Annotated in this window: 27 protein-coding genes; 12 read left to right on the forward strand and 15 right to left on the reverse strand. The window is 39.9% G+C overall.

The genetic code is table 11. The features are described 5' to 3' along the window. Positions 1 to 16: 16 nt before the first annotated feature. From ACKWCF_RS02155 to ACKWCF_RS02165, 3 genes are read left to right on the forward strand one after another with little or no spacing between them, the layout of a single operon-like run. Positions 17 to 1,030 carry an ABC transporter permease gene (locus tag ACKWCF_RS02155; RefSeq protein ID WP_409479051.1) on the forward strand — a complete coding sequence of 338 codons (1,014 nt, stop codon included), beginning with the start codon at positions 17 to 19 and terminating at the stop codon, positions 1,028 to 1,030. Next, a complete protein-coding gene (locus tag ACKWCF_RS02160) occupies positions 1,030 to 1,848 on the forward strand; it encodes an ABC transporter permease (RefSeq protein WP_409479052.1) in 819 nt (272 codons plus the stop codon). The genes ACKWCF_RS02155 and ACKWCF_RS02160 overlap by 1 nt, the downstream gene beginning before the upstream one ends. Continuing rightward, the gene (locus ACKWCF_RS02165) at positions 1,848 to 2,333 is read left to right on the forward strand and encodes a hypothetical protein (RefSeq protein ID WP_409479053.1); all 486 of its coding nucleotides are present in this window, start codon (positions 1,848 to 1,850) and stop codon (positions 2,331 to 2,333) included. Before ACKWCF_RS02160 ends, ACKWCF_RS02165 begins: the two co-directional genes overlap by 1 nt. Here ACKWCF_RS02165 and ACKWCF_RS02170 read toward each other — a convergent pair. The 10 genes from ACKWCF_RS02170 to ACKWCF_RS02215 all read right to left on the reverse strand — a co-directional run bounded on the left by ACKWCF_RS02170 (position 2,330) and on the right by ACKWCF_RS02215 (position 11,625). Beyond that, positions 2,330 to 2,608 carry a PilZ domain-containing protein gene (locus ACKWCF_RS02170; RefSeq protein WP_409479054.1) on the reverse strand — a complete coding sequence of 93 codons (279 nt, stop codon included), beginning with the start codon at positions 2,606 to 2,608 and terminating at the stop codon, positions 2,330 to 2,332. The genes ACKWCF_RS02165 and ACKWCF_RS02170 overlap by 4 nt on opposite strands. Before the next feature lie 108 nt (positions 2,609 to 2,716). Further along, positions 2,717 to 3,835 carry an NnrS family protein gene (locus ACKWCF_RS02175; protein ID WP_409479055.1) on the reverse strand — a complete coding sequence of 373 codons (1,119 nt, stop codon included), beginning with the start codon at positions 3,833 to 3,835 and terminating at the stop codon, positions 2,717 to 2,719. 1 nt (position 3,836) lies between these two features. Then, on the reverse strand, positions 3,837 to 4,403 hold the full coding sequence (locus ACKWCF_RS02180) for an SCO family protein (RefSeq protein ID WP_409479056.1): 567 nt from the start codon (positions 4,401 to 4,403) through the stop codon (positions 3,837 to 3,839). Between the two features lie 9 nt (positions 4,404 to 4,412). Continuing rightward, the gene (locus tag ACKWCF_RS02185) at positions 4,413 to 5,186 is read right to left on the reverse strand and encodes a formylglycine-generating enzyme family protein (RefSeq protein WP_409479057.1); all 774 of its coding nucleotides are present in this window, start codon (positions 5,184 to 5,186) and stop codon (positions 4,413 to 4,415) included. A gap of 2 nt (positions 5,187 to 5,188) precedes the next feature. After that, on the reverse strand, positions 5,189 to 6,601 hold the full coding sequence (nirK, locus tag ACKWCF_RS02190) for a copper-containing nitrite reductase (RefSeq protein ID WP_409479058.1): 1,413 nt from the start codon (positions 6,599 to 6,601) through the stop codon (positions 5,189 to 5,191). An 84-nt stretch (positions 6,602 to 6,685) separates the two neighbouring features. Continuing rightward, positions 6,686 to 8,503, reverse strand: a complete 1,818-nt coding sequence (locus ACKWCF_RS02195) for a nitric oxide reductase activation protein NorD (protein WP_409479059.1) — start codon at positions 8,501 to 8,503, stop codon at positions 6,686 to 6,688. A 3-nt stretch (positions 8,504 to 8,506) separates the two neighbouring features. Further along, positions 8,507 to 9,280: a CbbQ/NirQ/NorQ/GpvN family protein gene (locus ACKWCF_RS02200; RefSeq protein ID WP_409479060.1), complete on the reverse strand. Its 774-nt coding sequence runs from the start codon at positions 9,278 to 9,280 to the stop codon at positions 8,507 to 8,509. A gap of 3 nt (positions 9,281 to 9,283) precedes the next feature. Continuing rightward, positions 9,284 to 10,615 (reverse strand): cbb3-type cytochrome c oxidase subunit I, encoded by a 1,332-nt coding sequence (locus ACKWCF_RS02205; RefSeq protein WP_409479061.1) that lies wholly within the window; start codon positions 10,613 to 10,615, stop codon positions 9,284 to 9,286. Beyond that, a complete protein-coding gene (locus ACKWCF_RS02210) occupies positions 10,612 to 11,325 on the reverse strand; it encodes a c-type cytochrome (RefSeq protein ID WP_409479062.1) in 714 nt (237 codons plus the stop codon). Before ACKWCF_RS02210 ends, ACKWCF_RS02205 begins: the two co-directional genes overlap by 4 nt. A gap of 3 nt (positions 11,326 to 11,328) precedes the next feature. Further along, positions 11,329 to 11,625 carry a hypothetical protein gene (locus ACKWCF_RS02215; RefSeq protein ID WP_409479063.1) on the reverse strand — a complete coding sequence of 99 codons (297 nt, stop codon included), beginning with the start codon at positions 11,623 to 11,625 and terminating at the stop codon, positions 11,329 to 11,331. Positions 11,626 to 11,729: 104 nt separating this feature from the next. Between ACKWCF_RS02215 and ACKWCF_RS02220 the strand changes: the two genes are divergently transcribed. Both ACKWCF_RS02220 and ACKWCF_RS02225 read left to right on the forward strand, forming a co-directional pair. Further along, complete coding sequence (locus tag ACKWCF_RS02220; protein WP_409479064.1) at positions 11,730 to 12,410, forward strand: Crp/Fnr family transcriptional regulator; 681 nt, start codon at positions 11,730 to 11,732, stop codon at positions 12,408 to 12,410. Then, positions 12,386 to 12,964: a hypothetical protein gene (locus ACKWCF_RS02225; protein WP_409479065.1), complete on the forward strand. Its 579-nt coding sequence runs from the start codon at positions 12,386 to 12,388 to the stop codon at positions 12,962 to 12,964. Before ACKWCF_RS02220 ends, ACKWCF_RS02225 begins: the two co-directional genes overlap by 25 nt. Here ACKWCF_RS02225 and nrdD read toward each other — a convergent pair. From nrdD to ACKWCF_RS02240, 3 genes are all read right to left on the reverse strand, one after another. Then, the gene (gene nrdD / locus ACKWCF_RS02230; RefSeq protein WP_409479066.1) at positions 12,927 to 14,753 is read right to left on the reverse strand and encodes an anaerobic ribonucleoside-triphosphate reductase; all 1,827 of its coding nucleotides are present in this window, start codon (positions 14,751 to 14,753) and stop codon (positions 12,927 to 12,929) included. The two genes, ACKWCF_RS02225 and nrdD, sit on opposite strands and share 38 nt — an antisense overlap. Next, positions 14,750 to 15,214 (reverse strand): anaerobic ribonucleoside-triphosphate reductase activating protein, encoded by a 465-nt coding sequence (gene nrdG / locus ACKWCF_RS02235; RefSeq protein ID WP_409479067.1) that lies wholly within the window; start codon positions 15,212 to 15,214, stop codon positions 14,750 to 14,752. Before nrdG ends, nrdD begins: the two co-directional genes overlap by 4 nt. Before the next feature lie 77 nt (positions 15,215 to 15,291). Then, positions 15,292 to 15,990 (reverse strand): Crp/Fnr family transcriptional regulator, encoded by a 699-nt coding sequence (locus ACKWCF_RS02240; protein WP_409479068.1) that lies wholly within the window; start codon positions 15,988 to 15,990, stop codon positions 15,292 to 15,294. Positions 15,991 to 16,127: 137 nt separating this feature from the next. Between ACKWCF_RS02240 and ACKWCF_RS02245 the strand changes: the two genes are divergently transcribed. Then, on the forward strand, positions 16,128 to 16,460 hold the full coding sequence (locus tag ACKWCF_RS02245; protein WP_409479069.1) for a high-potential iron-sulfur protein: 333 nt from the start codon (positions 16,128 to 16,130) through the stop codon (positions 16,458 to 16,460). A gap of 75 nt (positions 16,461 to 16,535) precedes the next feature. On the opposite strand, the gene ACKWCF_RS02250 is transcribed toward ACKWCF_RS02245, so the two are convergent. Next, positions 16,536 to 17,765, reverse strand: a complete 1,230-nt coding sequence (locus ACKWCF_RS02250) for an isocitrate dehydrogenase (NADP(+)) (protein WP_409479070.1) — start codon at positions 17,763 to 17,765, stop codon at positions 16,536 to 16,538. Between the two features lie 113 nt (positions 17,766 to 17,878). Here ACKWCF_RS02250 and ACKWCF_RS02255 point away from each other — a divergent pair, with 113 nt between their 5' ends. The 4 genes from ACKWCF_RS02255 to aroC are packed head-to-tail and all read left to right on the forward strand — an operon-like array spanning position 17,879 to position 22,822. Next, a complete protein-coding gene (locus ACKWCF_RS02255; RefSeq protein WP_409479071.1) occupies positions 17,879 to 18,943 on the forward strand; it encodes a 3-dehydroquinate synthase family protein in 1,065 nt (354 codons plus the stop codon). Further along, complete coding sequence (locus ACKWCF_RS02260; protein ID WP_409479072.1) at positions 18,940 to 20,118, forward strand: 3-phosphoshikimate 1-carboxyvinyltransferase; 1,179 nt, start codon at positions 18,940 to 18,942, stop codon at positions 20,116 to 20,118. Before ACKWCF_RS02255 ends, ACKWCF_RS02260 begins: the two co-directional genes overlap by 4 nt. After that, on the forward strand, positions 20,115 to 21,845 hold the full coding sequence (locus tag ACKWCF_RS02265; protein ID WP_409479073.1) for a shikimate kinase: 1,731 nt from the start codon (positions 20,115 to 20,117) through the stop codon (positions 21,843 to 21,845). The genes ACKWCF_RS02260 and ACKWCF_RS02265 overlap by 4 nt, the downstream gene beginning before the upstream one ends. Before the next feature lie 8 nt (positions 21,846 to 21,853). Continuing rightward, the gene (gene aroC / locus ACKWCF_RS02270; protein WP_409479074.1) at positions 21,854 to 22,822 is read left to right on the forward strand and encodes a chorismate synthase; all 969 of its coding nucleotides are present in this window, start codon (positions 21,854 to 21,856) and stop codon (positions 22,820 to 22,822) included. Between the two features lie 2 nt (positions 22,823 to 22,824). Here aroC and ACKWCF_RS02275 read toward each other — a convergent pair whose 3' ends face one another. Continuing rightward, entirely contained in the window at positions 22,825 to 23,331 is a 507-nt protein-coding gene (locus ACKWCF_RS02275) for a MarR family winged helix-turn-helix transcriptional regulator (protein ID WP_409479075.1), read from the reverse strand. A gap of 110 nt (positions 23,332 to 23,441) precedes the next feature. On the opposite strand from ACKWCF_RS02275, the gene ACKWCF_RS02280 reads away from it, so the two are divergent. Both ACKWCF_RS02280 and ACKWCF_RS02285 read left to right on the forward strand, forming a co-directional pair. Then, on the forward strand, positions 23,442 to 24,776 hold the full coding sequence (locus ACKWCF_RS02280; RefSeq protein WP_409479076.1) for a TolC family protein: 1,335 nt from the start codon (positions 23,442 to 23,444) through the stop codon (positions 24,774 to 24,776). 15 nt (positions 24,777 to 24,791) lie between these two features. Continuing rightward, positions 24,792 to 25,646 (forward strand): HlyD family secretion protein, encoded by an 855-nt coding sequence (locus tag ACKWCF_RS02285; RefSeq protein WP_409479077.1) that lies wholly within the window; start codon positions 24,792 to 24,794, stop codon positions 25,644 to 25,646. The last annotated feature ends 12 nt before the right edge of the window (positions 25,647 to 25,658 follow it).

Genomic DNA, 25,658 nt, shown 5'->3' on the forward strand with positions numbered 1-25,658 from the left:
AAAGTAATTTGTTGTAATGTTTATCGTTAAAGGTCTTTTAAAAGTTATTGGTTATTTTCTTTTTATCAGCTTGATGAGCTTTTCAATCATCAGGCTGATTCCCGGAGATCCCGTTCAACATATTATCGGTGAACGCGGAGCCAGCGAAGAACGAGTCGCCGAAATTAAGAAAAACTTGGGACTGGATCAGCCAGTTCCAGTTCAATTTTTGAAATTTACAGCGAACGCCGCTGTTGGTGATTTCGGTGAATCGACAGTTTCTAAACAACCAGTTCTTAGTGAATTCAAAGTTTTGTGGCCAGCGACAGTTGAACTAGCGCTCGTAGCCTTACTTTGGTCTTCGCTTGTTGGTTTAGCTTTAGGAATGTTAGCCGCAGTAAAAAGAAACTCTTTCTGGGATTACGGTGCCGTCAGCTTATCGACTTTAGGTTTTGCGATGCCGATTTTCTGGTGGGGATTAATCGTTATTTTCTTTTTCTCGGTTAAACTTGGAATTTTTCCGGTTTCAGGCCGTATTGATGTGATGTTCGATGTGCCTTTTAAGACAGGCTTTTACTTCATCGACACATTATTGTCTGGCCAATGGGATGCTTTTGCATCGGCTGCGAAATATATTGTGCTTCCGGCCTTTGTTTTAGGAACTGTGCCGTTAGCTTTAATCGTACGTGTTAGTCGCGCAGCGATTATTGATGTGGCCGAAGAGGATTACGTTCGTACCGCGCGTGCGAAAGGTCTTCCGTACAAAGCTATTCTTTTTAAACATATTTTCAAAAATGCACTTCCACAGATTTTAACTTCATTAGGGTTAGCTTTAGGTCAGTTATTAACTGGAGCGATCTTAACTGAAACATTATTCTCGTGGCCGGGCATGGGTCGTTGGATTATTAAATCTATCGAAGCCCGTGATTACCCTGTGGTTCAAGCCGGTGTGTTTTATTCGATGTTGATTATTATTATCGTGAATTGGATTACCGATGAATCGGTGAAAATCGTTTCTCCTAAACTTCGCGATCAACAAAGGGGTGGCTAATGGCAGTCACTGCTACGCAAAAATTATTCAGAAATAAAAACGTTCTTTACGGAACTCTGCTTTTTGCATTTTTCGTGGTTGCGTTTATCGTATCCTTCTTTTGGACTCCATTTGCTTATAACGAAGTTTTCGACGGCATGTCTTTACAACCGATGGGCGGAAAATTCTTATTAGGAACAGATGATCTAGGCCGCGATTTATTATCACGCTTGATGGTTGGTGCTCAGTTTTCATTGGGTATCGGTCTTGTGGTGGGTGGTATCGCTGTGGTGATCGGTGCAGGCTTAGGTTTAATCGCCGCTTTCTACGGAAAACGCGTCGACCAAACATTAACGCAAGTGATGAATGCGCTTCAAGCGATGCCAAGCTTATTATTAGCTTTATTCGTTGTTGCGATTCTAGGTCCAAGTGTAACGAACACGATTATTTCTGTAACGTTAGTTTCAATTCCGACGATGTACCGCTTAGTGCGTTCACAAGCTCAGGTTGAAATGGCAAAAGAATATATCCAATCAGCGAAAGCATTGGGTGCAGGTAATTTACGTATTATTTTACGCCACTTACTTCCAAACTGTATTACACCGATCTTGGTGCAATCAGCCGTTTGTTGTTCAGAGGCTATTTTAAATACGGCAGCATTAGGTTTCTTAGGCTTAGGTATTCCAGCTCCGTACCCTGAATGGGGAACAATGCTGGCTGATTCTAAAAACTTAATGGAAACAGCGCCGCACTTAATGTGGATTCCAGGACTTTGTTTATTGTTATTAATTCTATCTACGCAGTTAATTAGCGATGGTTTAAGAGATCATTTAAGCTAATGAAAATTCCTGCGGTCTTTTTTGATCATAAAAAAAGAAATTTGATTCTATGGCTTACGGATATGACCGTGGCCATAGCATCTTATTTTTATATTACAGATCCATTTTATATTTCGCAGGTTCTTGAGCGCATGGACTTCGCAGCGATTCGACCCGATATTGACCCTGAAGTTTTTCAGTCGCCCTTTTTTCAAGAATTCATGTTTCAGGTGATTTCTATCGTGGCAATTGTAACGATTGCACTTATTGCTTTTCTGCATACGATAGCTTTTTATAAATGTTATCAGCGTAAAACCGCTGCGATTGCTTACGTAAAGGTTTATTCTTGTTTGGCCGCAGTCTCTTTAATGATGTGGTTTTTATATAATGTCAGTCTGTTTAATATGTTAATTTTAATTCCAGCAGCGATTTACACGTTTGTTTTCTTAGTGGAGCGCCAACCACGTTCACCACAGCCTGCTGTTGATAATATTTTAAAATCTTAGCGCGAAATCAGCGCGATAAACTGTACGCCTAAGTAAAACAAGCCGTTCTTTTCAAATGAATGCACCGAATAGCCCGCCATTTTCACAAAATCAGATTTTTCATTGGGGTAAATCAAAGCCAAATGCTTTTGTAAAGCTACGCCTTTTTCAATGCGCAGTAAGGCTCCCATTTGCGAATAATCAACAAACAGGGCTTTCACCAAGCGTGAGTCAGTTTCAATGAGGCAGAATGAATTTGAAGGAAACCTAGAAAACTTGCGTAAGTTAATTGGCATAGGCTTTAACAAAGCAAAGCCTATGCTTGATGTATATCAATGTGGTGCAATTGGTGATTAAAACTAGCCACAAGTTCGACAGGCTGGTGTTAGTGTAGACAGGTTTGTCTATCTATTTTTAGTTTCTACCTTTAACATTTTGGTGGTCCAGAGAGCGACGGCGGCCACAAAAAATAAAAATGAAAAAAACACGAGATTTGATGTTGAATGAGTATTCGCAAGTAAGCGCAATAAGCTTGCCATAATAAGGCAGGTTATAATAGCCGTAACTTTTCTAGAAGAAATTTCGTAATCAAGCGATTCACCACCATGAGCAAGAACAACACGTGTAGAAATAAGTAAGGTGATAAGAACAAAGCCGCCAATGTAAAGAACATGCAGGCCTGCTAAAGAATAACCGAAATAAGGAATTGATAACAAAGTTCCTAAGGCTAAAAAAGTCGATGTGATTTTTAAACCGACACCGACTACAGTCCACTTAACAGGGTTTTTAAAAAGGCCAAAATATTTAACAAGAGCATATGTAATAATGAGCGTGCGGGCGATGAGCGCTAAATTAATTAGGTCAAGTGCTTGCATAAAATAGGTCGCATTAAACAAAATAGCAAAGATAAGGGAACCTATAAAACTCTCTTTGGTATTTGAATTTTGATGCGGTAGAAGGGCATTTGGCAGACGAGAAATCACCGGAACGAGGCGGCTACCAAGCCCGAGAATTAGATTAAGCACAAAGGCTTCGCCACTGAGCAAAAGAAACAGAGAACGGTTACCGGTTGTGATAAAAATAATGGCTCCGCTCAGCGCAAGTAAGAGAGCCGTCGGAATAAAAATAAATCCCGCAAAAGGAAATTTTCTTGAAATAATAAATCGTCTTATTAAAAAGAATAAAAGAAAAAGCAGCTGGAAAAGAACAAGATATGATGACAGACGGGTTTCGTTTCGAATAGTTAAAATAATTTGTAAAAAACTAAAAGACACAGCCACAGATATCTCTGCAAGCGTCACAGCCATGGTCGACATCATTTTAGGCACCGCTGTCATTAAAAAACCGGCGATAAAGGTCCATAAAAATCCGAAGTACATGAGATTACCGTGGGATTCTGCGGGATAAAAATTAATCAGGCGAGATTGAAATAAAATCCAAAAACTAAGGCCGATTACCGAGCACAAGATGCCGATCGGGAAAAGGATTTTGTAAGGTTCAATATCGTGATTCTTTGGTTCCATATCATGGGGCTTTCGCTTTTGCAGTGTGTGCTTTTAAAGCTTCAATCAGTTTGTCTGAACTGGCATTTAAGTTGTCGATCGATGCAAGAATTTCGGCTCCTGGCCCTAACAATGTAATCGCGTTACTATGTGAAAAATCACCGTCGCCTAGGTCTTTGTAGCTAATACCAAGAGCTACCGATAATTCACGCGCATCATCGTCACTGGCTGCGGATAAAAAACTCCACTTTTTAACATCAAGTTTTCTCTCTAACTGATATTTTTTTAATTTGGCCGGTCTGTCATTTTTAACATCGAAAGAGGCTAAAATAACATTAACATTTTTAAAACCCTGGCCTTCGAAATCTTTTAAGATTCTTTGAATTTTCGAAATCGTCATTGGACAAGCGTGAGCACAACCGGTGTAGACCATGGCAATCAATGTGTAAGATTGGCCAACAGTAGAAGAAACCGATTGCTCTTTATTATCGACAGTCAGCCATGTTGACTTAATATCGGTCAAAGTAGCTGCCTGAGAAATTTGAGTTAAAATAATAATTAATAATGCGAGATAAATATTTTTTTTCATAGATTACTCCTATTGAGCACAACGGAACCCTAAATTCCAAATTGAGCTTTTTCCTTTTAAACTTGATCTGAAAGCAAAACGCATAAATGCTGCGTAGTTTTCTTTGTCATTCGATGCTAAAGAGCCGGCTCCGCAAAACATGTCTTTATTAAACGAACTGTCTTCGCGACTTTCGCCAGTTACAAATGTTGTGTTGAAATCTTCAACCCATTCCCAAATAAGACCGTGCATATCATAGGCTCCATACAAATTTTTATAGATTGAACCAACTTCTTTAATTTGTTCTGTTTGCGGTTCTCCGTACCATTCTAGAATACGTTTTAAGAAGAGCTCATTTTTGTTCGCATCACGCAGAGTTTCTGAAGCGGCTGCGGCATATTCCCATTCGTTGAGCGTCGGTAAGCGCAATCCCTGCGATTTACAATAGGTGCGGGCTGCAAACCAACTGACGTTAGTGACAGGCGAATTTTCACGGGCATTTTCAAAGCCATGTAAATAGTTTGCGTCGGTAAAAAGACTGCTCACTTTATCTTTTCGCCAGTCTGAGTTTTTTTCTAAAAATTCTTTGAATTGTTTTACAGTAACAGCTTTAGCCATTAGTTTGAAGTCTTTCACCTGAATAAAGCTGCGTGTAGTTTTGGTTTGATTTTTAATCTTGACTGACATTGGTGATAACCAAATAGCTTCAAGACGTCCTTTTGAGACTGAGACTAAACTGGAAGCGCCCACACTTAGTGTGGAAAGCAACACAATACAAAGTGCTAAGCGCTCGAGTTTTTTCATAATTAGTGTTCTCCGCCAGAGTTATCTTTTGCTACTGGAACTGCAGAAACTTCAGTTTTTGTAAATGTACGTTTTTTATTTCCCCAGCTATTAGATACGTATGTTAAAACGTTGGCGATATCTGCATCTGATAATCCTAAGGCCGGCATTACACCATTGTAAGGAGCACCGTTGACTGTGATTTTACCAGATTTTCCGTTTTTAACGATGTCGATCGCACGTTTGGCATCAGCATTGAAATAATCGGCATTGGCTAAAGGAGGAAACGCACCTGCAATACCTTTACCGTCAGGTTGGTGACAAGCGGCACAGCTGTTTGTAAATACTGTTTTACCCAGCTTAATTTGGTCTTCTACTGTAGCGGCTGTAGTGATTTTCTCTTTGTCATTTACTTTTTGGATCGCTCCACCTTCAGGTAAATAAATGTTGTCAGCTGTTTTTCCAGTAAAGATTTCTTTATTTTCAGGGCCTTCAACTTTCATGATCCCAAGAGACCCTTTGTTGAAAGTTCTGAAAATAGAGTGGTCAACGAGAACTAAATTACTAGGCACTTCAACTTTGTATTCTACAATCGCAGAGCCACCGGCCGGGATCAGAGTAGTTTGGATATTAGTATTATATTCCATAGCTCCTTCACGGTAAACTTTGTCAAAAATTTCGCCGATCACGTGAAATGAAGAAACTAAGTTCGGTCCACCATTACCAACATACAAGCGTACTGTTTCGCCGACTTTGGCTTTAATCGCGTTATCGCCTGTTAAAGAATTTGTCGATCCGTTGAAAACGACATAAGTTGGTTTTTCGTCGATCGCTTTTGACATATCAAACGGTTGGTAGCCTTGAACACCAAATTTACCTTTTGTATAAAAATCGCCTTGCATGACATAGTATTCACGGTCAACTTTTGGAAGGCCTTTTTTTGGTTCAACTAAAATTAAACCGTACATGCCGTTAGCGATATGCATACCGACCGGAGCAGTCGCGCAGTGATACACGTATAAGCCCGGATTGATCGCTTTAAATGAAAAAACACTTTCGTGACCAGGAGATGTAAATGAAGCTGCAGCTCCGCCACCTTGGCCAGTGACAGCATGTAAGTCGATATTATGAGGCATTTTTGAACTTGGATGATTCTTTAAATGGAATTCGACATCATCGCCTTCGCGGATACGGATAAAGCTTCCAGGAACGGTGCCTCCGAAAGTCCAGAAAGTGTAGTCGACACCATCTGAAATTTTCATTTTCTTTTCGATGACCTCTAAGTTAACAATTAATTTAACTGATTTACTGCGAGTAATTGGCGGTGGCACATGAGGTGGCGCAGTAAGAACTGCAACCTCACTAGATTGGTCGGCCATAGCCAGAGTACTCCACAATGAAAGCATCAAAAGTACGTTGGTTTTTCTTTTAAACATAAAAATCTCCTTCTGAGAATTGATTACAGACTACCTCTAAAACGAGCGTAAGTTACATGATCCAGGTCATATATTAGGTAGTTTTTAGGACTTTATTGAATTTGTTAAGAAACGCCCCACATGAGAACAAAAGTCCTGTGGATCACGAATAGTTACGGAATTGTGTAAAATTTTGGCCAGTGAGTAGGGGGCTAAATCTGTAACTCCCACCAAAAGTGGTGATATTCCCAGGTTAAGAGCCTCTTGTAGAGATTTCTTAACATCTTCTTGGCCATACCTACCCTCATAGGGATCTAAGTCGGTGGGTTTGCCGTCAGTTACAACAATTAAGATCGGCTTTTTTGACTGCATTGAATTGAGAATTTGCGTGGCGTGCCGGATAGGAGGACCGAGACGAGTGTATTGGCGGGGCTTAAATTCGTGAATTTTAGAATAAACCTGGTTCCAGGCGGTTTCAAATTCGAGCAACGGCAAATAAGTGATGTTACTATGGGTCTCGCTATAGGCAAGTCCAATGGATAAATTGGGAATTATCGATTTGATCGATTCACCAAATACAATGAGTGAATTTTTAATGATATCAATAATTTTCTGATCGTTGAGCCAAGTGTCTGTTGAATAAGATATGTCGATCACGATTGAAAGATGAACTTCGAGTTCCAGATTTTCTTTTTTTTGATAGATCGGTGGACTGCCGGAAATCGTTTTTAAATGAGGAGCAAGACGAACCAAATTATCTAGATCTAATTCGTTGCCGTCTAACTGGCGATTTTGCCATAGAGGCCTATTCCATATAGCCGCGTAATATTGGCTCCAGTAAGCGATTTCATTTTTGTACCGCGAGAGAATTTCATCACGTAATTTTGCATTATCTTGAGGAGTTGGTTTTACTTCATACAGGTGACAAAAATTTTTAATATAAGATTTCTTTGCGTGGTTCCATTCCGAGTAGTGATAAGCTGATAAATCTTCAGTCGCTGAGCCGGTTGAGGCTTCGCTTTGTTTGATAATTTGCATATCTTGTCTAAAGATACCATTGGCTTTACCTTGATTGGTAAACTGATTAACTTCAATTTCATCAAGTGCGTCACTATGTTCATCAAGATCATTGTCACCGGAACTGATTCGGCTTCCGCCCGAATAGTCATCCAGGGTTTCCATTTTTTCAAAACTGTGAGTGACCGGGTTTACGGGCTGTTTTTTGTTGGCGTCTGCATCGATAATATATTCTTTTCGATCGCGGTTTTTGGGTTTTTGCGGCGAAGTGTTTAAATGGCTCGTTTGTTCTGTTGAACGGTTATTAATTTGATTGCGGCGGTAGGGAAGTGGAATAGTGGCCAACAAATATTCAAGAGGTTCGTCATTCGCTTTTTCTTTAAAATGTAGCGTTTGTAAATCCGGAGTGCGACTGGCAATTTGTTGTTGCCAGTAATTATAGGCCGCGCTTGAATTTGCATATTTAGAGACAATTGCCCGTTGGTACCGTTGGTACACGTCACGTTCAAAGTCTTTGAATTGCGAAAATCGGGAATCTATCCACTTATTAATGACCGGCATGTGGCTTAACATACAGAGGCGTGGGTAGTTTCTGGATAGGCTATTAAAAGAGAAACTGATTTCAAGTTCTTTGATAGCTATAGATTTGATAATTAATATTTTAAGTAAATCTAAATTAAGCTGGCTGCTGTCGGTCCAGCGGCATTGCAGCGGTAAAAGAAGTTCATTGTCGATAAAACCACAACCCCATAAACTTGCGCCGACATCAATCGCTGCATCCGATTCAGACACTAAGTTAGCGAAGGCTTTTAATTCAGGCAAGGCTTCGGATAAATCAACAAAACCCTTTTTGTGAGCTTCACGCTGAAGTTTGTTTTTATAAAAGTAGGAAAAAAGCTTTTCCATAATTTAGATATAGAGATTTATGTAATCTTTAAGAGCATTTACAATTTCGCGGTCATCAGATAAAACTTCGGCGATAGCCAGGTGGCACGCCAGTCTGGTGCTTAAATTATTTTTAATCAGCGAAGCTGCATTAATTAAAAGGCGTGATGAAACCGTTTCTTTTAACATCAAACCTTCTTTGGTTCTGATTTTTTGCCCTAACAGAGCGAGCTGTTCTGCAGTTTTTAAACTAATTTGGGCCACTTCTGCGATAAGACGGGTTTCATCGTGAACATTTAGATAATCCATTGAAAGACAAACAAAGCGTTGCTTGGTTGAAGGTTTTAGCTCTTTAATTCCTTTTTGGTATCCAGGATTATAACTTGCGACCACCATAAAATCGTTTGTCGCTTTGACAGTTTCATTAATTTTATCAATATGAACTTCTCTTCTGTGATCGGTCAGCGGATGTAAAGCTACAATAACGTCTTCGCGTGCTTCCGCAAGTTCATCGAGATACAGGATGCTGCTTGTGCGCAATGCCTGTGTGACAGGACCATCCTGCCACACAGTTTCTCCTGATTTTAACAAATAACGACCAAGCAAGTCTGCAGCGTTGGTGTCTTCGTTACATGAGACTTTAATTAAGGGGCGATTGAGTTTTTTCGCCATGTATTCAACTAACTGTGATTTTCCACAACCTGTTGGCCCTTTGATTAACAAAGGCAGTTGTGTTGCAAAACAGGTTGTAAAAATACTTTCTTCATTTTTTGTCGAAATAAATATATCAATCGCCATTTTTTATTCACCTTGTACTTCGCCAAGCGGTTTACCAAATCTGATAAAATTCCAAATAAAGGCTATAATACCGGTTGTGAATAAAGTGGCTGCCAGGATAAGTCCTAGAAAATGAACTTCAATTTCTTTTTGTACGAGCAAAAAGTCTAAGCCCATTTTTCTTTCAAGGTAAACTTGAGCTACTCCGGCTACGCCGAAAGCAATAGTCATTGCTGTCATGCCGATGTTGGATGTCCAGAATGCAAAATGATTGGTTTTCGTGTCTTGAAGTTTGCGCCCAGTTAAAAATGGCATGGTATAAGTAATAATGCCTAAAACCAGACAGGCGTATGCTCCCCAAAACGCCAAATGGCCATGCATCGCTGTCACCAGCGTGCCATGCGTGTACATGTTGACTTGTGGAAGAGTGTGGGCAAAACCCAGGAAACCCGCGCCGACAAATGACATAATGGCTGTGCCGAGTGTCCATAGAAGGGCCGTTTTGTTATCGACGACTTTTTTACCTTTGCGAGCCATCGCCAGGGCATAAATGGCCATTCCAAGAAAGGCTATGGGTTCCAACGCACCGAAAATACCACCGATGATAAGCCAGTAACGAGGTGTACCGATATAATAGTAGTGGTGGCCAGTTCCCAAAATTCCGCTTAAAAATGTAAAGCCGACTATAATATAAAGCCATTTTTCGATAACTTCTCTGTCGACACCGGTAATTTTGATAAGCAGAAAAGACAGAATGGCACCCATAATAAGTTCCCATACACCTTCAACCCAAAGATGCACAACCCACCATCTCCAGTAAGAATCGTGAGTTTGGTTATCGGTTTCAATTAGGCCTGGCAGATAGAGAAGTGCTGCTGTTAAAAGTCCGAAAAAAAGCACCAAGCTTGTTGTTGTATGCCTTTTTCCTTTCCAGATTGTTCCGCCGATCAGGCCGATAAAAAGTAGAACGTCAACGACGACTAAGTAATCAAGAGGTCGTGGAATTTCTAAAAATTTACGTCCTTCCCACCATTGAAAGTGAAATCCGATGACGGCTGTAACGCCGACAAGGACAAAGGCAATAAGCTGAACGTAAGCCCAACGAACCGAAATGATTTCGCGGTCGGCTTCTTCCGGAATAATGTAATAAGCTGATCCCATAAAACCAGCCAACAGCCACATGACCAAAAGGTTCGTGTGAGTTGCTCTGGCTACGTTAAAGGGGATGATGTTATGAAGACCATCCATTCCCATATGGGCAAAGCCCATAATAAAACCGTATACCAACTGAAGAGCAAGAAGCAGCATGCAGACAGCAAAGAACCAATACGCTACTTTTTGTGATTTGAATTTCATTTATTTTCTCCTTTTAAGCTTGCAAGAAATGCTGTCAGGTCTGCGATTTCTTTTTCAGATAGCGGTAACTTTGGCATTTTTGAATCTGATTTAAGTTGAGTTGGATCGTGTAGCCATTTAGTCAGGTAGTCGGCGTCTCGTCGGCTGCCAACGCCATCCAGCGCAGGTCCTACAGCGCCGCCTTTGCCACCAAGGGCGTGGCAGGCGACGCACATTTGATCAAAAATAATCGGTTTAGTTACAGCGGCTTCGAGAGCACCTTGTGTTTGTGTACCCCGAGCTGTGGTATTCGGAGCAAGATCAGGCTTTGGTGGAAAACCATTAAGGTCCATGCCGCCCACCCATTTGAGAAAGGCCACAAGGTGATCAATTTCCTCGTCAGTAAATTTGTAGTTGGTCATTTTTCTTTGACCTGGATACATTTGTTCTGGATTTTTTAACATAGAGCGAATAAAGGCTTCGCCACGACGTTCGTACACTTTAGTGAGTTCTGGAGCATAATAAGCACCTTCACCCATAATTGTGTGACAACCCATACAATTTTTTTTATCGAACAAATGTTTACCTTTGATGGCGCTCTCGCTCAGATTTTGCTGGCGGGTTTGGTCAGGAATTCTATTGAAGGTATCAATTGTTAATCCAACAAAAATAACTGAAAAACCAATAGTTCCGACTAAGAAGAAGGCTTTTGCTTGCGACTTTGATAGCATAAGTTACCCTCTCGCTGAGGAATGATCACTGCCGCACATACCGCAACATCCTACCTGCTCAGAATTGATATCAGGTTGTTTTAAAAGTGACATCTCCCACGATCCAACTTTATTTTTTTCGACGGCCCACTTAATATTAGAAAGCCCCGACTCCGATAATATTTTTTCAAATTCAACCGGCTTTTGATCGCAAATTAATTTAAGCGATTTACCTGTTTTTAGGCCTTCGATAAGTGAAAATATCAGACCAGTTTTGTATTCATCCATTAAAGTTGGAACGTGTATGACGTTCTGAAACATGAAATCCTCCTCAAAGTGTTTGTCGCAGATTAAGGCGATAACTTCAGATTGCGTATGATATAGATCATAGAGGCGGTGTAGTTCCTTGGCTTAAACTGGGTCTTATGGATGATGCTACTGAAATAAAACTTTCTAAAGGCTGCACAATTTTACAACCACCTCTTGTAGGAATGACTCAAAATTCTTGGCAGGCACTCTGTAAAGTTGGCGAAATCAAAATGGTTCCCGCGAATACCAGACTTTGTTCAGAAGGTGATGTCGTCGATAGTGTCTTTATAGTTTTGGATGGCTACGTTTTAATCCAGCAAGGCAACAAGTCGTTAGATATCGTCGAGCCTGGTGAATCCCTGGGGGCAGGGCTGGTGCAAACAGAAATACAAAAAATGATTTACCCGTTAACGGCGATCACTTTAAAACCTTGCGAGGTTCTTAAGGTTACACCGAATACCTTAGTCGAAATTTTGCAGAAGGTACCTGATCTTAACTTTTACTTTTTTAAACAAATTCAAACAAGAATGTTTTTTTTGCAGAACTTGAATGTCATTAACAAACTGCCGGTTCATCTTCGCTTAGCTCATTTTTTAATTAAAAAAGAGCATCTTTTAAGTTTTAGTTTTATGACTAAAAAGTTGATAGCCGATATTTTAAATACTTCGCCTGAATCGGTTATTCGCACAACTACTGAATTTGTTAAGCAAGGTATAATTAAGCGAAAAAAACAAAAAATGATATTAACCGAAAAAATTCATTCATTTATCTTATGTCAAAAAACAGTACAAAATTAGAGCTGCTTAAAGAAATTATGGTTCGTGAACACGGGCTTACAAATGTCTGTCTGGAAGAGCTGCTTAGTTCTAAGAATCCGAAAGTTCAATTAAATTGGCTTAAGCAAAATGCTGTGCTCAAACATCAGTATAACGAAGAAAAGCTGATCTTCACAAAACTGTTAAAAAAAGAGCGCTTAAAAGAAGGTGGCCCTTTTTGTGTTTTATTTTTTGATGAACATGTTATTAGTCCGCCAGCGCAGTTGGTTAAAAAATACACGACAAAGGATTTAACATACTGTGAACATCAAGATGTTTTTAAAAAAGACCGTTCCCCACTTGAAATACCTTTAGAAGAGCACGTCGCATTAGAAAATTTGTTGCAAAGCCTGTTGGCAAAGCCGGATGAAAATTTAATAGATCATCCGGCCCTGGTTTTACTTGAAACTTTATTTCACAGACATCACGAGAAAGAAGAAAAATGCTTTTTAAAAATTTGCGAATCTTTACTTCTTCCCCATGAAATCGATGAAATACTTAGCTTATGGATACCAATGACTGAGTATCGGTCTTAGTCGCTACCGGTCGGTTCAGCTTGTGGTATTTACGGCGGCCATGTTCTGTTCTTCGGCCTGCACTGAACGATGTCACTCGTTTTAGATAACCGATGACTCGTGTGGCATAATCAATATTCTCAGATCCACATTTAGAACAAGCATGCGTTGTTTTTTTATCGATATTATTACATTCATTACAGATGGTGATCTTAACATTTGTGCAGAAGTAATTGCAGCCTGCCAAAGAAGCTAATTCAATGATTTTTTCATACTGTAATGGTGTCAGATATTCTTCTAAATTAAAGTGTAGTGCCGATCCTCCATCTAAATATTTAGTCATTTCCGCCCCGTGCATCGAAAATTTTTCCAGCGGGTTGGTCATTTCGTCTTCGACGATATAAAAATATGAATTATAACAATCGCGTGGAACAAAATAGCCATCTTTTCTATCCCAATTGGCATTTTTAATACCTAAATTTTCAGCCGGTACAAATTCTGTGTTAAATTTGTAACCTGTCTGTGCTGAACGTTCGCGGTTTAGATCATAGATAATTTTTAAATTTTCAGAGATAAAATTTTTATACTCTTCGTTGTCCGAAACTGTCAGACCAAGATATTCAGCCGCTTCTACCATTCCGTTAATTCCGATTGTCAGATACTGTTTATCTAAAGAAATAAATCCGGCGTCATAAGTAGTTAGCATTTTTGCTGCCATGAATTCTTCCATGATTTTACGGTATGCAATCTGATAATTTTGAATTTTAGAAACTTCCACTCCAAGATCACGTTGGTCCTGAATAAGTCTGTTCATGTTAAGAGTAATCACATTAATACTGCCGGTCGCTACACCTCCGGCACCGAGAGTGTAAGAAAACTCTTTTGTGTTAACTTCATTTCTAAGTCTGCAGCAACTGGCAAGACTGTCAGCGCTTTCTGATAAATACATAAAAAACGAGTTACCTTGTGAAAGTTCTTCAGAGCACATTTTTACATAAGCAGTGTCTCTCGGTTTGCTGCCATCAGTAAGAAGAGCCACGGTAACTACCGGAAAGGTTAAAATCGCTTTCTTACGCTCATCATTGAACCACGTCATAAAGTGCTTTTGTAGTTTATCGACCGTTGCCCAAAGCGGTTTTTGTCCATCTGGAAAAACAAAATTTTCGAATAAAGCTTCAAAATAAAATTTGTCGTACACCGAAATATTCCAGAAAACAGACTGGTAACCGCGCGCTGCTGCGGGCTGGTTAATCGAGTAGACAACTTGCTGTAAGTACGAACTGATTTCGGCACCGTGGGTTTTTAAATAATCTTCGCCATACTCTTTTCGGGCAAAATAGTCAAAGTAGGTAAGAAATTCGACGGTAGCTACGGCTCCCGCGAACTGTGAACTCACAGCAAAAACAAAATTAATGAAAGTTCCGCAAAACGAAGCCAAATGTTTAGGGGCTTTTGATTCGCCTCCCATTTTTGTTAAGCCGTCGATAAGAAGCGGGTACATACTTACAGATACGCAATAAGGTTTCAGAGACGTTTCATCGTGCACATAAATTTCGTGTGCTTCGATTTGCCTTAAGTACTCTTTCGCCAGTTCAGGCGAAAAAAGCTCTGCAATTTTTCTAGAAACAATAGCGCGATTAATCTGGATGTTAATATCTTTATTAATCTCGGCCTCTAGGGTTGCAATATTTTTCATAGTTACGTTTGCATTGGCATCAAGTTTTGATCCATCGGCAGCATTCTTGGCATTTAAGTAGTTGTGGATGTAGTCGATTTTTTGATTTACTTGGTTGTTGTCTAGCCTAATCATTTTCTTACTCCTTCCGTAAAGTAATGATTTAAGTTTTCGTTGGTTTTCAAATTTATTAGATTTTGATTTGTTATGATGGAACTTAGGCCGCCTCGTTCAGCGATATAACGACCGTATTTTATATAGTCGAGTTCATTTAATAGCTCTTTTGGTATTTGGCTTAACTCATAGCCAGAGTACAAAGCGGTTTTTAGGCCGTGTAGTTTTGCATTGTGAATTAAAGACAGTAATTCCTGGCTGTGCCATTCCCCCCCCATAAACAGCACGCAGCTAATATATTTTTTATGGTTTGTGATTAATTGTGAAAAATTTTGTTCGTCCAGGTCAGTGCCCTTGTTGGTTGGCCAAAGGTCACTTGAATGACAGCCAGGGCATCTTAAAGGGCAGCCTACCACATGTATTGCTAGCGATATTTCGTTTGGAATTTCTTGGAATACAACCTGAAGACCACTATATCTCATGTCTCAATTACAGATGTGACACTACATATAGTCAAAGTATTGAAAACTGTTTTTTTTGAACGTGATCTATATCAGCTTTATTCGCTGCGATCTATTTGTTGAATAAGATGTTCAGGTTTAAGAATTTTTATATGCTGATCAGACGTTGCAATATACCCTTGCTTAACCCAGTCACTCATCACACGAATAACAGATTCAACAGTTACTCCTAATGAGTCAGCTATTTCTTTACGGGTTAATGGTAAAGGTATTTCAAGTTGTTCTGAACTGTTATCTTGGGCCACCAGTTGCATAAGCATGGCCGCTATTTTTGAAGACATCGGTGCCCGCTGCATGACTTTATGATTTTGCAGCCGAGCCATTCTTGTTGACAGAAGACCCTGCATTTTCATGATAAGCATGGGATTTTTAATCCAGCGGTTAAGATAAGTTTCCTGCGGAATCACTAACATACGTGACGGGCCCATAGCTTTCACTGTTACGGGATAAGTGATATTTTTCTGAGTCATAATAAGTGCTGCGACCACATCACCTGGAGAAGAAAAGTGAATCACGGATTCTTCGCCCACCGCAGAAATGCGGGTAAGCTTATATGCGCCTGAAAGAACTACACCAAAATGTAAGGCCGGAGTGCCGTAACTAAAAACCATTTGTTTATGGGAGTGCACTTTAATTTGGGAGTTTTCGCACAATTGTTCAATGGTTAAAGTATCTAAATCTTTAAACAAATCAAAATTTTTTACTTCGGCAAGGGCAGACTTAAGTGCTGTTTGCATGCTTCTCCTCGGGGCTTACAGTCTACTTTAGTGCATCAAGATGAGCAATTTTTAAAATTTTAGGGGATTTATGATTTAGGTCATAATTATAAAAGGCCCATTTAGCTTATATTACAGTTAAACAAGAGGTGTTAAATATGAACAGACGTCAATTTCTCGTAAATAGTGGCTTGGCAAGCGGATTACTTCTGCTTTTAGGAAATAAAGCATTTTCGGAAGAAAGCCGCCGTAAAAAAGCTGGTGGCAGCGATCCTGAACTAGTGTCTCCACAAAATAGTACGGCCAAATCTGTAGGCTATATCGAAGACTTTAAGAAATCAGCTAAGGCCGGTGGCGGTAAGTGTTCGACTTGCAGTTTATACGTCAAAGTAAAAGACATAAACGGTAAAGAAGTCGGTACATGCGCCATCTTTCCTAAAATGTATGTTCTTGGAGATGCTTACTGTAATTCATGGGCTAAAAAAGGTTAGTTCCACAATCAGCTAAATAAAAAAAGCCTCGGTATAAAATACCGAGGCTTTATAATTTTTAACTTGTTATGACGATTACATCGTCATTGCTTTTTTAAGATTAGAATCGATTTTATCTAAGAACGGCTCAGTGTTCATGTATTTATCTGCAGGAACTTTATCGCCGTAGATGCAAACCGCTAAGTCTTTTGTCATGAAGCCAGCTTCAACTGTTTCAACACAAACTTTTTCTAAAGTTTGCGCGAATTTAGCGAGTGGTGGATTGTTATCAAGTTTCGCTCTGTGCTCAAGACCACGAGTCCAAGCAAAGATAGAAGCGATTGGATTTGTAGAAGTTGGTTTACCTTGTTGGTGCATACGGTAGTGACGAGTCACAGTTCCGTGAGCCGCTTCAGATTCCATAGTTTTTCCGTCTGGAGTAACAAGAACTGAAGTCATTAAACCTAAAGAACCGAAACCTTGAGCCACTGTATCTGATTGAACGTCGCCATCGTAGTTCTTACAAGCCCATACGAAGTTACCATTCCATTTAAGAGCAGAAGCTACCATGTCATCGATTAAACGGTGTTCATAAGTGATACCTGCTTCGTCAAATTTAGCTTTGAATTCAGTTTGGTAGATGTTTTCAAAGATATCTTTAAAACGACCATCGTATTTTTTTAAGATCGTGTTTTTAGTCGATAAGTATAAAGGCCATTTTTTAGTTAAGGCTTGGTTAAAGCAAGAACGTGCAAAACCTGTGATTGATTCATCAGTGTTGTACATAGTTAATGCTACGCCATCACCTTTGAAGTTATAAACTTCGTGAGTGATTGTTTCGCCACCATTTTCAGGTTGGAAAGTAACAGTTAATTTACCTTTACCTTTAGTTACGAAATCTGTTGCGCGGTATTGGTCACCGAAAGCGTGACGGCCGATACAGATCGGAGCTGTCCAGTTAGGTACTAAACGAGGAACGTTTTTGCAGATGATCGGTTCACGGAAAACTGTACCATCAAGGATGTTACGGATTGTTCCGTTGGGTGATTTCCACATTTGTTTTAGGTTGAATTCTTTAACGCGAGCTTCGTCTGGAGTGATTGTCGCGCATTTGATACCCACGTTGTACTTTTTGATCGCTTCAGCAGCGTCAACAGTCACTTGATCGTTAGTTTGGTCACGGTATTCCATGCCTAAGTCAAAGTACTTAATATCGATATCTAAGTAAGGAAGGATTAATTTATCTTTGATAAATTTCCAGATGATTCTTGTCATTTCATCGCCATCAAGCTCAACCACTGGGTTAGCTACTTTGATCTTTTGCATACACTATCTCCTAATTTTGTATTTTAATGCGGGATTTAATATAGGGTTTCTTTCGCTTTATGGCACGGCCTAACATGTTGCGCGCAAGAGGGAACAGGACTACATTCAAGCTTGTGAAAAGCAGCAAAAAAACCACTCTTTTTAAGGACGCTAAAATCATTAAGGTTTCAGGATTGCCGACCTTAGCTCAGGTCTCTCACCCAGAACGTCAATCTGTGGTGGTTTTTGACCGTATTTTGCTAAAAAATGCATCTTTTAAAAAGTGGATTGCTCAATTTAGACTCGCTCTACCGGTTCAAGCCGGGGAGTCGTTAAAAACTGTGCATCGTTACGCCGAAGTCTTGAATCAGCTGCAGATTTGGCAAAAACAAAATTTAATTACCCAAAAGCTTCAGTTTGTAGCGATTGGCGGGGGCTCGGTTGGCGACTTCACGGGATTTTTAGCTTCAACTTACCAACGTGGCTGCCCGTTAGTACAAATGCCTTCAACGTGGTTATCGGCTGTCGATTCGGCCCACGGTGGAAAAAACGGTTTAAATTTAAATCACACGAAAAACCAAATCGGTACGATCTACCCGGCAGATAAAATCATTTTGTCTAAAGAGTTATTATTAAATCAGCCGGAAGAGCGTTTATGCGAAGCTTTCGGTGAAATTATTAAAATCTGTCTGATCAACGAGCCAAAACTTTTCACCAAAATTAAATTCACCGAAGATTTCGTGTGGGCAAATTTAGAAAAATTTATCGCTGCTAAAATGCGCGTGGTTCATAAAGATCCGTTTGAAAAAACTGGTTACCGCCATATTTTAAATCTAGGGCATACCATGGGTCATGTGTACGAATCCGAGCTTAACTTATCACACGGCAAAGCGGTGTTGATGGGAATGGTGTTTGCGGCCCGTTGGAGTTTTCATTTAGGCTATATGTCACAGAAAAACTTTGTTGCACTAACTCAGCTGATTACGGATATGCCCCATTGTGAGTTAGAATTTGCAAAAGCGCATAAACTTTCAAAACAGAAAATCTTATCAGCTTTACGCCAAGATAAAAAATCTGTAGCCGCTAAAGAAAAGTCCTTACGTTTTATTTTTGTTAAAAAACCAGGTGATGTTTTTGTTGAATCTAAAAAAGTCAGCGATATCGTCGCTGAATTTGAACGCCAAAGGTTTCATGCATGAGTTTTTCATTCTCTGGAGCTTTGGACATTTCAAAATCCTGGATGAATCGTGCTCTTATTCTTAATTCTTATGAGCCTAAATTAGAAATCGTCGGAACGTCACAGGCCGATGATGTTAAATTACTTCAGCAATGTCTTGCAGATCTTAAAGCCGGAAAAAAAGAATTCTACGTAGGCCTGGGGGGCACAACGTTTCGCTTTTTTGCCTTACGTGTTTCACGTGAAATCGGAAATTTCATCATTCGCGGCGAGAAAAAGTTATTCTCGCGCCCGCAAGATGAGATGATTTCAATTTTAGAGCAAGTCGGGGTTAAAGCTTATTTTAACTCTGATAAAACTGAATTTCATATTGAAAGTAAAGGCTGGCGTTCAAACGAAGAATGCAAGGTTCTTAAAGTCGATTCTAAAGATTCAAGTCAATTTTTAACTTCAGTCTTATTAAATTCAGTGAAGTTGCCATTTGACCTGCAAATCGAAACTTCAAAAGTGACTTCTGAAAGTTATTTTAATTACACACAAAAAATGATGGGCACTTACGGTTATGCGGTTGATGATTTATTTGTTTCGCATAATCAAAAACTTGAACCGCAAAAAATGATCGGTGAAGTCGATGTGAGTTCTTTTGCAAGTTTAGCCGCTGCCGCAGTCCTTGCGGGTAAAGTGCATTTAACGAACTGGAACAAGTTCTCTTTACAGCCTGATATGGAATTCACCGCGTTTTTTAAACGAATGGCCATTTCATTTGTGACTGAAGAAAATAATTTTTATATCTCAGAACAAAAACAGTGGTCGTCGTTAAAAGCTAATCTTGAACACTGCCCTGATTTGTTTCCGGTGATGGCGGTACTTTGTGCTTTTGCTGAAGGCGAAAGTCATTTATTTGGCGCGCACCAGTTGGTGCATAAAGAATCAAATCGTTTAGAAAAAACTTACGAACTTTTAACTCGTTGTCATTTTAATGTTGAAAAATTATCTGATGGTTTAAAAATCAGAGGTAATCCGGCCGCTAAATACTTACATCGTGACCTTATTCAGTTTAATCCAGATCATGATCACCGTATGGCCTTTGCTGCGCGCTTACTGCAGCTTAAAGGTTTTCCGGTGCAAATCACTGATCCTGAAGTGATTAACAAAAGTTACCCACAGTTTTATGAACACACGGGGTTAACACCATGAAAAGAATTTTAATCGGCCACCGTGGTGTGGGTAAAAGCTCTTTATTAGAACGCCATGCAAATTACTTTCCTGAAGAGCCTATCTTTGATTTAGACCAGATTATTGCTGAGAAAGAAAACCAAGCGGTGAGTGAAATTTTCTCATCACGTGGTGAAGCTGTGTTTCGTGATTTAGAGAAAAAATATTTTCAAGAATTAACCGCGCAAGCAAGCTACGTCATTTCAGTAGGCGCAGGGTTTAATATGCAGTTACTGCCTGCTGACGCTGAAGTAATCTATGTGAGTCGTCGTACGGATTCTGACGGCAGAATCTTTGTTAATCGTCCACGTTTAAATCCTGAGGTTTCGGCACTGCAAGAATATATTCTCCGTTATCAAGCCCGCGAGCCGAAGTTTCGTGAATCCGCGTCTTGGGTGTATCATTTGCCTGAAGGGTTAAATGATTCTGATGAGATCGAAGAGAAAATTCTAAAAAAAGATTTTTCTCTGGAACATGCCTACTTCACACTTTCGCGTGAAAGTGAAATTGAGCTTTGGCCAAATATCGATAAATTTGAATTACGCACAGATGTTTTTTCACTGGAAGATATCAAACGCATTATCGCTGAACATAAAGAAAAACGCTTTTTGGTAGCTGTACGTTCAAAAGTTTCAGCGATTGAACTGCGTGGTTTACGTGTGGATTGGGCTTTAGAAAATGGCCCCGTGCCAACAGCCGCCAACGCTCAGATTATTTCACTTCATGACGGTGACTTCATTGAAGGTTTAGCTCTCATGCAGCAGCAGCCTGAAGGTAAACATCTTAAGTTTTGTCCGGTGGTGACGTCTTTTGATGAACTTTTATTAGGTCTGCACTGGCAAAGCGATGATCGGCAAAATCGCAGTTTCTTACCACGCACTAAAGCTGGAGAAAAAAGCCGCTGGCGCTGGTTTAGAAATTTAATGTGGCGTAAGCAAAAAATTAATTTCGTTCAAAGCGTAAAAGACTTTGATGATCAACCAAGTCTTTATGAATACTTGTTAAGTCAAAACGCCCACAAACAGTTTGGGGCAGTCCTTGGTGATCCGATTCATCATTCACATACACCAATCACGCAGGGGCCAAATATGGCTGACTACGGAATGATTATGGCTGTGCCGTTAAGCGAAGAAGAATTTATGCAAGGTATGGACGTGCTTCGCGAAATGGGCTTAAAGTTTGCGGCTGTAACTTCTCCGTTAAAACTAAAAGCGGCCGAACTTATCGGATCCAACGAAACTGAGAGCGGAATTAATTCATTAATTTATCACGATGGTAAATGGCTAGGCACTTCGAGCGATGCTGATGGTTTTGAAACTATGGTTGAAGAATCTGAAGTTGAAAATCTTAAAAATTTAAAAATCGCGATCTGGGGTGGTGGCGGTGTGATTAGCGCCTTAAAAGAAGTTTTACCGCAGGCGGTAGAATATTCAGCGCGTACCGGTAGACCTCGTGATGAAAAAGCCGATCCAGCATTTGTTCCCGATGTGGTGATCTGGGCGGCTCCACGCCATCAAGACATTCAATTACCTCCGGCAGCATGGAATCCTAAATACATTTTAGATATTAATTATGTTGAAAATTCAATGGGCCTTGAATACGCACAAGCCACTCCAAGTGCGACTTATATTTCAGGGTTAGAAATGTTTTATGCCCAAGCTAAAAAACAATTTAAGTTTTGGGCGCACTATTTAACGGTAGAAGGGTAACTTCAACTATGGCAGCAAATACTTTTGGTCAACGTTTTCAAATGATGTCTTTCGGCGAAAGTCATGGGCCAGCTTATGGTGTAGTGATTGACGGCATTCCAGCCGGTGTTCGTTATGATGAGGCTTTATTATTAAAAAACTTAAGCCGTCGTAAACCAGGCTCAAGTGCTTTTGTGACAGCTAGAAATGAATCAGACCAGCCAGAAATTTTAAGCGGATTTTTTGAAGGTAAATCTTTAGGAACTCCGATTGCTGTTGTTGTCAGAAACGAAAACCAACGTTCAACAGATTACGATAAAATTCAAAACGAAGCCCGTATCGGTCATGCTGACGATACTTGGAAAAATAAATTCGGCCACAGCGATCATCGCGGTGGTGGAAGATCTTCTGGCCGTGAAACGTTAAACCGTGTAATTGCTGGCTCCTTCGCGCAAATGTTAATGCAGCAATTGTCTTCAAACATTCAGGTATTTGCTTACGCTAAACAAATCGGAAATATTCAAATCGAAGAAGCTATGCACGAATTACCTAAAGACATTCAAGCCATGCTTGAAAAAGCAAAGTCTGAAGGCGAAAGTTACGGTGGTGTTGTTGAATGTCGAATTTCACAAGTGCCCGCAAACTTAGGCCAACCGGTATTTCACAAATTTAAAGCGGATCTGGCGCAAGCCATGATGTCTCTAGGGGCAACGACTGGTTTTGAATTAGGTTCTGGTTTTGAAGGAACTGAAATGAAAGGTACTGAGTTTCACGAAAAAATGATTTCTGAAAACTACGGCGGTATTCGCGGTGGTATCACAACAGGTGAAGATATTGTTTTTAGAGTGGGATTTAAACCGACATCATCTATTAAAGACGTAGCTAAAAAAGGCCGTCATGATCCATGCATTATTCCACGTGCAATCCCAGTGATCGAAGCCATTTGCTGGCACGTGCTAGCGGACCACTGGCTATGGTCGCGTACAGACAGAGTATAAATCTATTTTTTTAGGTTAATTAGTTTTCTTAGTGTGTTTTTGAAAACGGTTTGTTCTTCTTTTGTGAGCTGCGATAGAAATTCGTTTTCAAATTCTAAGCGAATCTTTGTGGCTTCGGCGAAAACCTTTTGACCATGCTTAGTTAAAGTTAAATTTTTTACGCGACGATCGGTTGCGGCTTCTTTGCGTTCGATTAATTTTAAGTCTTGTAGATGATCGGTTAGTTTCACCATGCTGGCTTTATCAATGCCGGTTTCCTGGCATAACTGATTTTGTGTGATTGAAGGCGTGTGTTCAATCATGGATAAAATAGCAAAGTGCGGGCCTTGAATTTTTAATTTTTCAAAACGCTCCATCATGGCAGAGCGGTAGATCAAGGTAACCCGGTGAAATAAAAACCCTAAATATTTTTCCAAAGCTGGATGGGTCTGAGACAGGTTGTTGTAAACAATAGTCGGTTGGCAGCTAATGCCCACAATGCTTTTATTTAGTTTAGACGCTTTTTTCATAGTTACATTATGGGTCTGTTCTTAATTAGTTTGCAAGTTAAATAGTTGTTAAGACAAATAGTTTGTAATGCAAACTAATTTTCGATAGGATGGGTTTATTCGGAGTTCTTATGCGCCGCTCTTTTTCGCAAAAACTTTCAAAAGTTACACATTTAATTTTAGTTCAAAGTTTACTGATGACTGCTTCCACAGCTTTTTCCGAGACCTTGACGTTACAACAAGCCCTGTCTGAAGCTTCGCATTCCCCGCAAGTTTCAAAAGCAGAGGCTTATCGTGACGAAATTGTTTGGAAAAAGGTGGAGGCCGTGTCAGCATTTTTACCAACAATCACAGGCAATATTAATTACCTGTCTAATAAGAAGTATGCTTTAACAGACATCAATCTGGGGGGCAGTCCTGCTTCTGTGCCGCAAATCGTACCAACGACTAACTATACATTAGCAGCTCGTTGGAATGTCTTTGATGGTTTTGCTTCAACAAATAGATTCTGGGCGGCTCAGGCTTTTGAAGAGTCTGCGAATCTAGAATACGACTGGGCGAAATTTCAAACAGATCGCCAGGTTTTACTAGCTTATTATAAAGTCTTAGCGGCAGAACAAGTTAAGCTTGTGGCTGAACAAAATTTAAAAGCTTTAAAAGATCATACGAAAGACGTTGAAGCTTTAAAAAAAGCCGGTATGTCGACGCAGTACGATTTACTGCGCACCCAAGTGCAATACTCGGAAGCTGAAGCCGAAGCGGTGAATGCCGATGACCAGATTGCCAATGCTCGTAATAAATTAGCTGAAGTTTTAGGTAAAGATGTTGAAGATCGCACGCCGACTGGAAATCTTCCGGTGTTAACAGCAGATTTAATTTCTAAGAAAAAAACAACAGCTAAAAAATTAGATTTATTAGCCTTACAAAAAAGATCTGAAGGTTTAAATTACTCAGCTCATGCAATGAACCGTCATTGGATTCCAAAGGTTTCATTATTTGCAGATTACAGCTTCTATAATAATAGAACGGATGAATTTGATTACCAAGACGAGGCTTTTCGTGAAAGTTATCTTATCGGTGCTACATTGTCGTGGGAACTATTTAACGGTTTTGGTTCAATGGCTAAATCAGGCCAAGCTGAAGCGCAGGCTTTACAGCTAGAAAAAACAACTCGTATGGCCGATCTAAAAGCTAAAAATGATTTAGATTTTTGGACGCGTAAATACAATTACTACATCTCTTTATATAAATCGAAAACGACAGACATTGAACGTTCAAACGAGGCGGCTCGTTTAGCGAAAGTAGGTCGTAAAGCTGGAATGCGCACAAACACAGAAGTGTTAGATGCGCAGGCGGATGTGTTCCGTTCAAAAGCCGCACAAATTAACGCGCAAATCGGTGCGATCGAAGCTCTAGTTAATATCGAGCTTGCCACTGGTGAAGCCTATTATTCTTTTATTCAATAGAACAGGATACGTAAAATGAAAAAACCTAACAAAAAACAGCTTATTCAAATCGTTGGTGGCGCAGCTACAGCCGCTGTACTTTACTTTGCTTTTGATTTCGTGATGTTTCTTCACACAGACAATGCGCAAGTTGAAGGTCACACCGTGATGTTAGCCACAAAAGTTCCTGGTTACATTCAAAGTGTAAACGTTATTGAAGGGCAAAAAGTTAAAAAAGGTGATGTGTTAGTTGAAGTTGATCACCGTGAATACGAAGCCGCTGTTAAATCAGCTGAAAGCGAATTGTTGTCATTACAAGCGCGTCGCCGTGATGCTGAAAAAACTTATGGCCGTCTTCGTGATTTACATAACCAAAGCGTAGTTTCATCTCAACAATATGATACTTCGTTAGCTTCATATAACGAAATCAAAGCTAAGTACGATTCGGCGGATGCCCGTTTAGCTCAAGCTAAATTAAACTTAGAAAATACTTTTATTAAAGCGCCATCAGATGGTGTGATCGCTAAAAAATCAGCTGAAATCGGTCAGTTGGCTGCTCCTGGTGTACCACTGGTTGGTTTTGTAAGCTCTGAAGCGCGTTGGGTAACGGCGAACTTTAAAGAAACAGAAATTAACGAAATTAAAGTGGGTCAAAAAGTAAGTATTAAAATTGATGCGATGTCGGCTAAATCTTTTGAAGGCGAAGTTGAAAATATTTCTCCGGCAACAGGGGCTACGTTTACGTTACTTCCACCAGACAATGCGACTGGAAACTTCACGAAAGTGGTTCAGCGTGTTCCGGTAAGAATTAAATTTAGAAATCTTTCAGCCGATGCCGTTGACAGTATTCAAACGGGTTTATCTGCCGTTGTAAAAGTTCACTTACACTAATAGGGATGTGCC

Origin of the sequence: Pseudobdellovibrio sp. HCB154, assembly GCF_046267985.1 — a bacterium.
Lineage (GTDB): Bacteria > Bdellovibrionota > Bdellovibrionia > Bdellovibrionales > Bdellovibrionaceae > Pseudobdellovibrio.